Source organism: Streptomyces bullii, assembly GCF_042657145.1.
Classification (GTDB): domain Bacteria; phylum Actinomycetota; class Actinomycetes; order Streptomycetales; family Streptomycetaceae; genus Streptomyces; species Streptomyces bullii.
This window is the reverse complement of the sequence record NZ_JBHSNY010000005.1, coordinates 475,237-487,970: the sequence shown is the minus strand read 5'-3', so window position 1 is coordinate 487,970 and position 12,734 is coordinate 475,237. Positions and strand designations below refer to the sequence as shown.

11 protein-coding genes are annotated in these 12,734 nt (G+C 71.0%); 4 read left to right on the top strand and 7 right to left on the bottom strand.

The annotated features are described in order from the left end of the window. Nucleotides 1-39: 39 nt before the first annotated feature. The gene (locus tag ACFPZJ_RS16805; protein ID WP_381022144.1) at nt 40-3,354 is read left to right on the top strand and encodes a S8 family peptidase; all 3,315 of its coding nucleotides are present in this window, start codon (nt 40-42) and stop codon (nt 3,352-3,354) included. A gap of 301 nt (nt 3,355-3,655) precedes the next feature. Here ACFPZJ_RS16805 and ACFPZJ_RS16800 read toward each other — a convergent pair whose 3' ends face one another. Then, nucleotides 3,656-4,567, bottom strand: coding sequence for a helix-turn-helix domain-containing protein (locus ACFPZJ_RS16800; RefSeq protein WP_381021916.1), 912 nt, complete (start codon nt 4,565-4,567; stop codon nt 3,656-3,658). 168 nt (nt 4,568-4,735) lie between these two features. Here ACFPZJ_RS16800 and ACFPZJ_RS16795 point away from each other — a divergent pair, with 168 nt between their 5' ends. Beyond that, entirely contained in the window at nt 4,736-5,776 is a 1,041-nt protein-coding gene (locus tag ACFPZJ_RS16795) for an NAD(P)-dependent alcohol dehydrogenase (RefSeq protein ID WP_381021915.1), read from the top strand. A gap of 150 nt (nt 5,777-5,926) precedes the next feature. After that, entirely contained in the window at nt 5,927-6,310 is a 384-nt protein-coding gene (locus tag ACFPZJ_RS16790; RefSeq protein ID WP_381021913.1) for a VOC family protein, read from the top strand. Nucleotides 6,311-6,325: 15 nt separating this feature from the next. Here ACFPZJ_RS16790 and ACFPZJ_RS16785 read toward each other — a convergent pair whose 3' ends face one another. From ACFPZJ_RS16785 to ACFPZJ_RS16775, 3 genes are all read right to left on the bottom strand, one after another. Continuing rightward, nucleotides 6,326-7,441, bottom strand: coding sequence for an AI-2E family transporter (locus tag ACFPZJ_RS16785; protein WP_381021912.1), 1,116 nt, complete (start codon nt 7,439-7,441; stop codon nt 6,326-6,328). A gap of 215 nt (nt 7,442-7,656) precedes the next feature. After that, nucleotides 7,657-8,331, bottom strand: a complete 675-nt coding sequence (gene msrA / locus ACFPZJ_RS16780) for a peptide-methionine (S)-S-oxide reductase MsrA (protein ID WP_381021910.1) — start codon at nt 8,329-8,331, stop codon at nt 7,657-7,659. 97 nt (nt 8,332-8,428) lie between these two features. Continuing rightward, entirely contained in the window at nt 8,429-9,547 is a 1,119-nt protein-coding gene (locus ACFPZJ_RS16775; RefSeq protein WP_381021908.1) for a hypothetical protein, read from the bottom strand. A 244-nt stretch (nt 9,548-9,791) separates the two neighbouring features. On the opposite strand from ACFPZJ_RS16775, the gene ACFPZJ_RS16770 reads away from it, so the two are divergent. Beyond that, on the top strand, nt 9,792-10,946 hold the full coding sequence (locus ACFPZJ_RS16770; protein ID WP_381021907.1) for a cystathionine gamma-synthase: 1,155 nt from the start codon (nt 9,792-9,794) through the stop codon (nt 10,944-10,946). Nucleotides 10,947-10,974: 28 nt separating this feature from the next. On the opposite strand, the gene ACFPZJ_RS16765 is transcribed toward ACFPZJ_RS16770, so the two are convergent. The 3 genes from ACFPZJ_RS16765 to ACFPZJ_RS16755 all read right to left on the bottom strand — a co-directional run bounded on the left by ACFPZJ_RS16765 (nt 10,975) and on the right by ACFPZJ_RS16755 (nt 12,631). Continuing rightward, nucleotides 10,975-11,223, bottom strand: a complete 249-nt coding sequence (locus ACFPZJ_RS16765) for a hypothetical protein (RefSeq protein ID WP_381021905.1) — start codon at nt 11,221-11,223, stop codon at nt 10,975-10,977. 133 nt (nt 11,224-11,356) lie between these two features. After that, the gene (locus ACFPZJ_RS16760; protein ID WP_381021903.1) at nt 11,357-11,860 is read right to left on the bottom strand and encodes a sigma factor-like helix-turn-helix DNA-binding protein; all 504 of its coding nucleotides are present in this window, start codon (nt 11,858-11,860) and stop codon (nt 11,357-11,359) included. A gap of 246 nt (nt 11,861-12,106) precedes the next feature. Next, nucleotides 12,107-12,631 (bottom strand): MarR family winged helix-turn-helix transcriptional regulator, encoded by a 525-nt coding sequence (locus ACFPZJ_RS16755; protein WP_381022143.1) that lies wholly within the window; start codon nt 12,629-12,631, stop codon nt 12,107-12,109. Between the last annotated feature and the right edge of the window lie 103 nt (nt 12,632-12,734).

The window sequence follows — 12,734 nt, the reverse complement described above, 5'->3', positions numbered from 1 at the left end:
CGCCCGGTTCTTCTGCTAGGGGGAAATTTGCGCAGACAAGTGAAAAGAGCATGCGCGGCCACGGTGGCCACGGCGGCCGCGGTGGCGCTGGCGGCAGGGATGACCAGCCCCGCGTCGGCGAAGGGGGAGCCGGCCGGTGGCGTCTCGCAGGCCTCGTCGCTCTCGGCGAAGCACCGCATCACGCTCATCACGGGTGACCGGGTCGCCGTCGACGCCAAGGGCCGGGTCGTCGGCCTGGAGCGGGCGAAGGGCCGCGAGGGCATACCCGTCCAGATCCGCAAGATCGACGGCCACACGCTGGTGATCCCGGCGGACGTCGCCCGGCTGATCGCCACCGGCAAGCTCGACCAGCGGCTGTTCGACGTCACCGAACTCAACAAGGCCGCCACCCGCAAGTCCCAGAAGCAGGGCCTGAAGGTCATCGTCGGCTACAAGGGCACCGCGGCGAACGCCAAGGCCGAGGTCCGCGACGCGGGCAAGCTCCGGGCGAGCCTGAAGTCCCTGAACGCCGACGCGGTGCAGACGCCGCAGGAGGACGCGCCCGAGCTGTGGGACGCGGTCACCAACGGCGACAGGACCGCCTCCGGCATCGCGCACGTCTGGCTCGACGGCGTCCGCAAGGCCAGCCTCGACAAGTCCGTCGCGCAGATCGGCGCCCCCAAGGCGTGGGCGGCCGGCTACGACGGCAAGGGCGTCAAGATCGCCGTCCTGGACACCGGCGTCGACGCCACCCACCCCGACCTCAAGGGCCAGGTCGTCGCGGAGAAGAACTTCTCCCCGTCGCCGGGCACCAACGACAAGGTCGGCCACGGCACGCACGTCGCGTCCATCGCGGCCGGCACCGGCGCCAAGTCGGGCGGCAAGTACAAGGGTGTCGCGCCGGGCGCGAAGATCCTCAACGGCAAGGTGCTCAGCGACGAGGGCTTCGGCAACGACTCCGAGATCCTCGCCGGCATGGAGTGGGCCGTCGCTGAGGGCGCCGACGTCATCAACATGAGCCTCGGCGGCGGCGACTCCGCCGAGATCGACCCGCTGGAAGCGGCGGTGAACAAGCTCTCCGAGGACAAGGGCGTCCTGTTCGCCATCGCCGCCGGCAACGAGGGCGACTTCGGCGAGCAGACCATCGGCTCCCCGGGCAGCGCGGCCGCCGCCCTGACCGTCGGCGCGGTCGACGACAAGGACAAGCTGGCGAGCTTCTCCAGCCGCGGCCCGGGCATGGACGGCGCTCTCAAGCCCGACGTGACCGCGCCCGGCGTGGACATCACCGCGGCCTCCGCCAAGGGCAACGACATCGCCAAGGAGGTCGGTGAGAAGCCGGCCGGCTACATGTCGATCTCCGGTACGTCGATGGCGACCCCGCATGTCGCGGGCGCGGCGGCGATCCTCAAGCAGCAGCACCCGGAGTGGAAGTACACCGAGCTGAAGGGCGCCCTGACGGGCTCCACCAAGGGCGGCAAGTACACCCCCTTCCAGCAGGGTTCGGGCCGCGTCCAGGTCGACAAGGCCGTCAAGCAGACCGTGATCGCCGACCCGGTGTCGGTGAGCTTCGGCGTGCAGCAGTGGCCGCACACCGACGACAAGCCGGTCACCAAGCAGCTGACGTACCGCAACCTCGGTACGAAGGACGTCACGCTCGCGCTGTCGGCCACCGCCACCAACCCCAAGGGCCAGGCGGCTCCGGCGGGCTTCTTCAAGCTCGGCGCCACCAAGGTGACCGTCCCGGCCGGCGGCAAGGCCGCCGTCGACGTCACCGTCAACACCAAGCTGGGCGGCACGGTCGACGGCGCCTACTCGGCGTACGTCACGGCGACGGGCGGCGGCCAGACCGTCCGCACGGCGGCCGCGGTGCAGCGTGAGGTGGAGTCGTACGACGTCACCCTGAAGTTCCTCGACCGGGCCGGCAGCGCCACGAAGAACTACGACACCAGCCTGGTCGGTCTGTCCGGCCTGGCCAAGGAGAAGTGGTTCTCCCCGTACGACGCCGACGGCACCGTCACCGCCCGCGTGCCCAAGGGCAGCTACGTCCTCAACTCGGCCGTCTACGTCAGTGACGACCCGGAGAAGTACGAGGGCGCCGACTGGCTCGCCCAGCCGAAGCTGAGCGTCACCAAGAACACCACCATCACGGTGGACGCCCGCAAGGCCAAGCCGGTCACCATCACGGTGCCGGACGCGGCCGCCAAGTCCGAGTTCGCCTCCGCCGACTTCACGGTGGAGTCCGGCAACTCGAGCTATGGCTTCGGCTGGTGGCTGGACTCGTACGACAACTTCCGCAGCGGCCACCTGGGCCCGCAGGTCACCGACGGTTCGCTGACCCAGCAGTGGGACGGCCACTGGAGCAAGGGTGACAAGGAGGAGTACGACACCACGATCGGCGGCAAGGTCAAGCAGCTCGCCACCGGCTACACCCGCCACTACAAGGCGAGCGAGCTGGCCACGGTGAAGGCCAACCTGGGCGCCGCCGCCAGCGGCAAGAAGGGCGCGGTCTCCGCGGTGGGCTGGCTGCCCGAGAGCACCGGCGCCTCCTCCATCGGCATCCAGCAGACCCTGCCCGGCACCCGGACCCTGCACCTGTCCACCGTCAGCGGTGTGAAGTGGGAGCTGGACTTCCAGCAGTACGGCGGAGTCGACGCGGAGGGCTGGCCGATCACCGAGGCGTACTACACGCTCGGCGGGGCCCAGACCTTCAAGGCCGGCCAGACCTACTCGAAGACCTTCAACACCGCCGTCTTCGGGCCGCACCTGAACGCGGACTTCGGCCTCTACCGTGACGGCAACGCCATCTTCGGTCTCCTGCCGCTGTTCGCCGACGGGCACAAGCACGCGGGCTCCTCGCTGTTCTCCTCGGTGAACACGACCCTCTACCGCAACGGCACCAAGGTCGGCTCGAACGACGACCCGCTGTTCGGCGAGAAGGAGTTCAAGGTCCCGTCCGGCGACGCCGAGTACAAGCTGACGACGTCGGTCAAGCGCAGCGTCAAGGTCGCGGCGGCCTCCACCCGCATCGACGCGAGCTTCACGTTCCGCTCCAAGAAGACCGACTTCGCGAAGCTTCCCGCCTCCACGGTTCGCTTCAACGCCAAGACCGGTCTGGACAGCAAGGTCCCGGCCGACAAGAAGGTCAGCATCCCGGTCGAGGTCCAGGGCTCGGCCAAGGGCAGCAACCTCAAGTCGCTGTCGGTGTACGTGTCGTACGACTACGGCCAGACCTGGAAGAAGGTCACCGTCAAGGACGGCAAGATCAGCGTCAAGAACCCGGCGAAGGGGAAGGCCATCTCCTTCCACGCCAAGATCGCCGACAAGAAGGGCAACAAGTCGACGATCTCGATCTACAACGCCTACTACGGCAAGTGATCCGAGACTGATCGATCGAGCCGTCAGCGGACGGCCCGTCGGAAGCGCGGCTTCCGGCGGGCCGTTCCTGTTGCCGGGGGCCGGGGCGTCCGGGCCGGAGAGGCGCACCGCCGGCCGTGTGCCCCGCTCCACGCAGGCGAGGGAGGAGCAGCCGATGCCGCGCTGGACGGGGGGCGCGGCACCGCCCTACCAAGGCTGACCGCTGACCGCTGACTGGTTGACCGGCTGACCGGCTGACCGGCCGTGCGACTGGCCGACTGACCGGGGGGCGATCGGTGAGCCGTTGGACGCGGCGCGGGCTTCAGGCCGTCGGCGTCTGTGTCCCCGACCGTGTCGCGTCCACGCCCCAGCTCGCCAGCAGGCGCAGCGCCTCCGCCGACGGGGACCCCGGCTCCGCGTGGTACGTGATCAGCGACTGCTCGCCGTCGTCGACCAGCCGGAACGTCTCGAAGGACAGGGTCAGGTCACCGACCAGCGGATGCCGCATGTGCTTGACGCCGTAGCTCTTCTCCTTGACGTCGTGCGTGGCCCACAGCCGCCGGAACGTCTCGCTCTTCACGGAGAGTTCACCCACCAGGGCGGACAGCCGCGGGTCGTCCGGATGGCAGCCGGCGTCCATGCGCAGGTAGGCGACCATGTCGGCCGCCTTCCGGTCCCAGTCCACGTACAGCTCGCGGTACTCGGGCTTCAGGAACACCAGCCGCGCCCAGTTCCGCTCCTGCGCCGGCAGCTCCGCCCAGTCGCCGAAGAGGGCCGCGGCCATCCGGTTCCAGGCCAGGATGTCCGAGCGCCGCCCGACGACGTACGCCGGGACGCTGTCGATCGAGTCCAGCAGGTGCCGCAGCGCCGGGCGCACCTGCTGGGTGCGCGCCACCGGCTTCTTCTTGTGCTGCTTGGGCTTCGCCAGATGCGTCAGGTGCGCGTGCTCGGCGTCCGTCAGCCGCAGGGCGCGGGCGATCGAGTCGAGCACCTCCGCCGACACATTGCGCCCGTTGCCCTGCTCCAGGCGCGTGTAGTACGCCACCGAGACTCCGGCCAACTGCGCCAGCTCCTCGCGGCGCAGCCCGGGCACCCGCCGGTGCCGCCCGAAGTCCGGCAGCCCCACGTCCTCCGGCTTCAGCCGGGCACGCCGGGTGCGCAGGAACTCGCTGAGCTCGGCACGGCGGTCGAGCCCACCGCCGGGCTCCCGCGGGGTCTCGGGCTGTACGTCCATGCCGTCCAGTATTCACGGTCGTACGCAAACGAACCTGACCCCGCCAGTAGTAGGAACAGCGGACGTACGCAAAGCCGTGACCTGGGTGAACCCTCTCCGGCCCGGCAGGCTGGACGTCGTGCCCGGTCGGAAGGCAGCCGGGCGCGTGACCCTGAGGAGAACCCTGGCATGACCACTGTTGCTGCGTACGCCGCCCCCGCCGCCAAGGCTCCGCTGGAGCGCACGACCATCGAGCGGCGCGCGGTCGGCGAGTTCGACGTCCTGATCGACATCAAGTTCGCGGGCATCTGCCACTCCGACATCCACCAGGCCCAGGAGGGCTGGGGCGAGGCGATCTTCCCGATGGTCCCCGGGCACGAGATCGCCGGTGTGGTGTCCGAGGTCGGTCCGGGTGTGACGAAGTTCCAGGTCGGCGACCGGGTGGGCGTCGGCTGCATGGTCGACTCGTGCCGGGAGTGCGACAACTGCGAGGCCGGTCTGGAGCAGTACTGCACCCGCGGCATGGTCGGCACGTACAACGCCCTCGACAAGAACGGCGAGCCCACCTACGGCGGCTACTCCCAGAAGATCGTCGTCGACGAGAACTACGTCGTACGCATCCCGGACGGGCTGTCGCTCGACGTGGCAGCCCCGCTGCTGTGCGCCGGCATCACCCTGTACTCCCCGCTGAAGCGCTGGAACGCCGGCCCCGGCAAGAAGGTCGCGATCCTCGGCATGGGCGGCCTCGGCCACATGGGCGTGAAGATCGCGCACGCGCTGGGCGCCGAGGTGACCGTGCTGTCGCAGTCCCTGCGCAAGAAGGACGACGGCCTGCGACTGGGCGCCGACCACTACTACGCCACCAGCGACCCGAAGACCTTCGAGGAGCTGCGGGGCACCTTCGACCTGATCGTGTCGACGGTGTCGGCTCCGCTGGACTTCAACGCCTACCTGACGCTGCTGAAGACGCGGGGCGCGCTGGTGAACGTCGGTGCCCCGGAGGAGCCGGTCTCCCTCAACCTCTTCTCGGTGATCGGGGGCGGCAAGACCCTCGCCGGCTCCATGATCGGCGGGATCGCCGAGACCCAGGAGATGCTGGACTTCTGCGCCGAGCACGGCATCGGCGCCGAGATAGAGCTGATCGAGGCGTCCGAGATCAACACCGCCTACGAGCGGGTGATCAGCAGCGATGTCCGGTACCGCTTCGTGATCGACACCGCGACGATCTGAGCTCGGCAGACGACGATCCGGACGGAACGCGATGACCGGACAGGGCGTGACGATCCGGACAGGACGCGACGAGGGCCCCGGCGGCGCCACCGCCGGGCCCCGAGCGTGCCCCCGCTCCCGTCATACGCTGGTCGGGAGGGGAGGCCCACCATGACCGTGCAGCTGAACCACACCATCGTCGCCGCGCACGACAAGCACGCCTCGGCCCGGTTCCTCGCCGGCATCCTCGGGCTGGAAGTGAGCCCGCCGTACGGCCCGTTCGTGCCGGTGCAGATCCCCAACGGCGTGACCCTCGACTACCTGGACACGCCCGGCGACATCACTCCGCAGCACTACGCGTTCCTGGTATCGGAGGACGAGTTCGACCAGATCTTCGCCCGCATCCGGGAGGCGGGACTGACCTACTGGGCGGACCCGTTCCACACCCGCCCGGGCGAGATCAACCGCAACGACGGCGGACGCGGCACGTACTTCGACGACCCCGACGGCCACCGCCTGGAGATCCTCACCAGGCCGTACGGCAGCGGCGGTTGACGCGATCCCCGAACGCTACGACGGGACGACGGCGCCGGTGTCCGACCTGCCCGTCCCCGGCCCCCGTGACGGCTCGCTGAGCTGCTCGCGCACATAGTTCCAGACCACGGCGATCAGCGCGGCGGCCGGTACGGCGAGCAGACTGCCCACAATGCCGGCCAGACTGCCGCCCAACGTCACCGCGAGCAGCACGACGGCCGCGTGGAGGCCGAGGCCACGACTCTGGATCATGGGCTGGAACACGTTGCCCTCGAGCTGCTGCACCACGACGATGATGGCCAGCACGATCAGCGCGTCCGTCAGGCCGTTGGAGACCAGCGCGATGAGGACCGCGACGAAACCGGCGAACAGCGCACCGATGATCGGCACGAACGCGGAGACGAAGGTCAGCACCGCCAGCGGGAGCACCAGCGGCACCCCGAGGATCCACAGGCCCAGTCCGATCAGGACGGCGTCGAGCAGGCCGACGGCCGCCTGGGAGCGCACGAACGAGCCCAGGGTGTCCCAGCCGCGCGCGGCCACGGTCGGGACGTCGGTGGCGAGCCTGCCGGGCAGCTGACGGGCGAGCCACGGCAGGAACCGAGGGCCGTCCTTGAGGAAGAAGAACATCAGGAACAGCGCCAGGACGGCGGTGACCACGCCGTTGACCACGGTGCTCACGCCCGTGACGACGGCGGTCACCATGCTGCCGAGGCCTTCCTGCGCGCGGGCGACCGCGGTGTCGAAGGCCTTGTTGATCTGGGCGTCACCGATGTTCAGCGGTGGCCCGGCGGCCCACTCGCGCAGCCTCTGGATGCCCTCGACCACACCGTCGGTCAGCTGACCCGACTGGGACGCCACCGGCACCGCGATCAGCGCCACGACACCGGCGGCCACCAGCAGGAACAGCACGGTCACGACCGACGCGGCGAGGGCGGGCCTCCACCCGTGACGACGCAAGTAGCGAGCCGGGGGCCAGGTCAGCGTGGTCAGCAGCAGACCGACCACGAGCGGCCACACGACCGACCACATCCGCCCCAGCAGCCACAGGCTCACCGCCGCCATGGCCGACACCAGCAGCAACTCCCCGGAGACGCGCGCCGATGTGCGCAGCGCGGTGCGGGTCTTCGTAGCACTCAACGTGGCAGTCACGTGGGCACGCTATCGCCACCGCGGTCACAGGGGTATCGCCGTCCGCGCCGCTGCGCGGCAACTCGGGCGCGCGGGGAGCCACTTGTCGCCCACGTCCCGTCGTGCCCGAGGAGATTCCAGGGCCAGGGCCGGAAGGCGCGTCGCTGACGCGCGGGGACCCCTCCGGGAGACGGAGCGACCCCCGTCGCGGACGACGGACGGACAGCGGCGGGCGGTCAGTCGTCCGTGGGAGCCGGCGTGAGGCCCGTCGGGCAGGTGACCCCCGTCCCGCCCAGCCCGCAGTACCCCGCCGGGTTCTTGTCGAGGTACTGCTGGTGGTAGGCCTCCGCCGGGTAGAAGGGGCGGTCCTGTGCCGGGAGGATCTCTGTGGTGATCTTGTCGTAGCCGGAGGACGTGAGGACCTTCTGGTAGGCCTCGCGGGAGGAGCGGGCGGCGGCGGTCTGCTCGGGGGTGTGGGTGTAGATCGCCGAGCGGTACTGCGTGCCTACGTCGTTGCCCTGGCGGAAGCCCTGCGTGGGGTCGTGGGACTCCCAGAAGGTCTTCAGCAGCCTGTCGTACGAGATCACCTCGGGGTCGTAGACCACGCGCACCACCTCCGTGTGGCCGGTCAGGCCCGAGCAGACCTCCTCGTACGTGGGGTTCTCGGTGTAGCCGCCCTGGTAGCCCACCAGCGTCGTCCAGACACCGGCCGGGAGCTGCCAGAACGTGCGCTCGGCGCCCCAGAAACAGCCAAGCCCGAAGTCGGCGATCTCCAGGCCCTCGGGGTAGGGGCCGAGGAGCGGGTTGCCGAGGACGGTGTGGCGGTCGGGGACCGTGAACGCCGGCTCCGGGCGGCCGGGCAGCGCCTGCTCGGGGGTCGGCAGCTGGGGCGTACGGCTGTACAGGAACATGCGGACTCCAATCGGGGTGGCGCCGACCTCGGGGCGACGCTCCTTCCAACGTGCGAAGACCGCCGGGAATTCCGGTACGGCCGCGCCGCGCCCCGCGTCAGCGCGGCAGGCTCGCCGGGCTGCCGCCGTTCGCCTCGAAGCCGGCCACCGCGAGCGCCCGGTACACCGCGAACTCCGCGGCCGGGTCGGTGGAGAGAGTCCAGGGCAGGGCGCCGACGTGGCCGTCGACGTGCATCAGCTGGTGCATGGCCTCCGTCCACCGCTCGCCGCGCACCAGGAAGAACACCAGCATGTGACGCACATGCGCCAGCATCGGGTCGTCGGGACGGGCCGAGTGCACCGCGTGCAGCGCGCCGTGGATCGCCTTGGTGACGACCTCGCTCTGCCAGAAGCTGCTGACCAGCGTCACCTCGGGCAGGTGCTCGAAGACCGCGAAGAGCGGCATGGCCGCCAACAGCGAGCCCTGCGGGGCGCGGGCCGCCGCGGCCTCCGCGAACTGGTACGCCAGCTCACGCGAGCCGTGCCATTTCTCGCACCAGTAGTGCAGCGCCGCCAGATGCGCTCCCATGTGGGTCGGGGCGCGGTCCAGGATCTTCAGCCAGAGCTGCTCGAAGTCCTTCTGCGAGTACGCCAGTCCGCGGGCCACGGACAGCTCGACGATGTACGGGATCGGGTCGCCGGGAGCCAGCAGCGCCGCCTCGCCGCACGCCGCCTTCGCCTCCTCCATGATGATCCGGAACTCGTCCGTCCCGGGCACCGCCGTCCGCCACGCCTGCTGCACCAGGAACTCGGCGTGCACGGCCGCGCCGCCCGCGTCCTTGGGCTGCTCGGTGCGCCACACCCGCAGCCACTGCCCGCCCGGCGTCTCGCTCACCCCGCCCGGCCGCTGCCGCAGCTCCAGCGAGGCGGCACCGGCGAAGGCCTGCACGCGCTGCCAGCGCAGCTCGCCCTCCGTCTCCGTGCCGGCCAGGAGCTGCTGGGCCGCGCGGTAGTCCTGGGTGCGCTGCACCAGGTCCAGGACGTCCAGCAGGTCCTGGTCGGGGCCGGGCATCCGGATGTCGAGCTCCTCCTCGCGGACGAAGCCGTAGTTCGCCGGGTCCGCGGCGTCCGGATGGTCGGGCGAGACCAGCCCGATCGCTCCGCGCCTGCGGCGCAGAAACGGCAGCAGCACGAAGCCCAGCATGACCAATGCCATCAGGACCCAGAGAATCTCCATGTCACAAGCGAACCAGACCACGCCGACAATTGGCCAACCTGGGTGGGAGGCCTGTGGAAAAACTTCCGCCGACCGTTCTCGGGGACCCCCGCGGACCGTCCCGGGGAACCCTCGCGGACCGCCCCCGGGAGCCCCCGCGGACCGTCGGACACACCTCTTCCGTCCCGCCCGCACGACGGCCGGGCCCCTTCGCCGGTTCCCGTCGTCCGTCATACGGTCCACCGGCGCACTACCCTCGGTGCCCATGAGCGACAGGCACATCAGTCAGCACTTCGAGACGCTCGCGATCCACGCGGGCAACACCGCCGACCCCTTGACCGGCGCGGTCGTCCCGCCGATCTACCAGGTCTCGACCTACAAGCAGGACGGCGTCGGCGGTCTGCGCGGCGGCTACGAGTACAGCCGCAGCGCCAACCCGACCCGCACCGCGCTGGAGGAGAACCTCGCCGCCCTGGAGGGCGGCCGCCGCGGCCTCGCCTTCGCGTCCGGGCTGGCGGCCGAGGACTGCCTGTTGCGTACGCTGCTCACCCCCGGCGACCACGTGGTGATCCCCAACGACGCCTACGGCGGCACGTTCCGCCTCTTCGCCAAGGTCGTCTCGCGATGGGGCGTGGAGTGGTCGGTGGCCGACACCGGCGACCCCGCCGCCGTACGCGCGGCCCTCACCCCCAAGACCAAGATCGTGTGGGTGGAGACCCCCTCCAACCCGCTGCTCGGCATCACCGACATCGCCGCCGTCGCCCAGGTCGCCCGGGACGCGGGCGCCCGCCTCGTCGTCGACAACACCTTCGCCACGCCCTACCTCCAGCAGCCGCTCTCGCTCGGCGCGGACGTCGTCGTGCACTCCCTGACCAAGTACATGGGCGGCCACTCCGACGTCGTCGGCGGCGCGCTGATCACCAGCGACCCCGATCTGGGCGAGGAGCTCGCCTACCACCAGAACGCGATGGGCGCGGTCGCCGGACCCTTCGACTCCTGGCTGGTGCTGCGCGGCACCAAGACCCTGGCGGTGCGCATGGACCGGCACAGCGAGAACGCCACAAAGGTCGCCGACATGCTCACCCGCCACGCGCGGGTGACGAGCGTGCTGTACCCGGGTCTGCCCGAGCACCCCGGTCACGAGGTCGCCGCCAAGCAGATGAAGGCGTTCGGCGGCATGGTCTCCTTCCGCGTCGCGGGCGGCGAGGAGGCGGCCGTGGAGGTCTGCAACCGCGCCAAGGTGTTCACGCTCGGCGAGTCCCTGGGCGGTGTCGAGTCGCTGATCGAGCACCCGGGGCGCATGACGCACGCCTCCGCGGCCGGCTCGGCCCTCGAGGTCCCCGCCGACCTGGTGCGCCTCTCGGTGGGCATCGAGAACGTCGACGACCTGCTCGAAGACCTCCAGCAGGCGCTCGGCTAGACGCCTGCGGGCCCTCCTTTGGGAGGGTTCACCAGCCGGTCAGGGGTGGAGTCGTGTCCGACGGCGGCTCCACCCAGGGGCGGGCGGTCAGTGCCCACACCACGAACGCGACGGACGCCGCGCACAGCAGCAGCCACATCAGGCGGCGGACGCGCGTCCTGCGCCGCAGCATGCGGCCACCGCGGCGCACCGCATCCGCGTACAGCTCGGGCGGCACGGGCGGCGGCGCCTGCCCCAACATCCGCCGCACGACGGCCTCACGGTCCGGGCCCCTCACATCAGCCTCCGCCCGACCGCCCGGACGCGGGCGCCAGACCCGCAGGGCCGCCCCACTGCCACTCTGCGCGCGACGACGGCACCGGGCGCGATGACGGCACCGCACGCGCACGAACCCTGCCCGTACGACCGCCTCATGACGGCACCGCCTTCGCCGGCTGCTCCGCCGGTGCCGGGCCGCGCGGCGGATGCAGCAGGGTCGTCGCCGCCCGGTGGCACACGGCCCGGACGCGGTCGGCGGACAGGCCGAGGAGGGCGGCCGTCTGTTCCTCGGCGACGCCCTCGTGGAGCCGTAGGACGAGGATCAGTCGTTCGTGCGGACTGAGGCGGGCCAGGACGCTCGCGGGGTGCGGGCGGGCCCGGCCGAGACCGCCGTAGTGGTGCCACGCGCCGCGCGCGAAGCGGGTGGCCAGGTACTGGCGCGCATGGTCGTACGGGTCCTCGCCGCGCAGCCGGTCCCAGCACGCGTACGTGTGGGCCAGCGCCCGGGTCAGCAGGCGCCGCGCGCGCGGGTTGTCGGCCGGGGACTCCGCGGTGAGCAGCGTGGCGGTGTGCAGCAGCCGTCCGGCCGCGCCGGCGACGAACGCCTCGAACTCGCGGTCCCGGCGGGCGCCCCGGGACACTTGCCGTTCTCGCACCGCGCCTCCCCCTGAGGGCGACCCTGAGGATGCGGGCCCCGGCCGCGTACGGAGACGACGGCCGCGTACGTTCGTGGGGACCCGGTCTCATCTGAGGCCAGTGGTGGCCGCCCGGTCAAGAGTCCGGCGTGAGAGTCGGCCCCGCGCACGCGCGCGCGTGCGCGGATAAATCTGTCACCCGGGCGTGGCGGCCCCGGGGAGGGGCAGCTCAGGGCCGGATACGGGCCCCGGCGCGGTGAGCCCGGTTCAGGACGGCGTGCTCGACTCGGCCGGCGACTGCGCCTCCGGTCCCGGTACCCCGTGGGCCGACATCCGGGCCGACAGCGCGCTGTTGAAGCGGGTGAGGAGCGTGCAGAACGCCTCGCGCTCCTCCGGTGCCCAGTCCTGGGTCAGCTCGGCCATCAACTGGCGCCGCGAGGAGCGCACTTCCTCCAGCCGTGTCTGCCCGCGCGGGGACAGCTGGAGCACCACCGCCCGGCCGTCCTCGGGGTGCGAGGTGCGCTTGACCAGGCCGGTGTCGACGAGCGGAGCCACCTGCCGGGTGACCGTCGAGGAGTCGATCCCCATGCTCGCGGCGAGCGCCTTGACGCCCATCGGGCCTTCCTTGTCGAGACGGTTGAGCAGCAGATACGCGGCGCGGTCCATGGAGTTGCGCACCTGCCCGACCCCGCCGAGCCGGGTCTGTTCGGCACGTCGGGCGAACACCGCCACCTCGTGCTGCAGCGTGTCGAGAAGACCGGTGTCACCGACGGTCGTCATGTCCATCGACATTTCAGGTGTTGTGGGCATGGCCGGGGGCTCACTTCGTGGAGGGCTGCTAATTGGGGGACAGAGTACGCGGCCCGCACGCGGGTCGTACCGGCGCTGCGCAAAG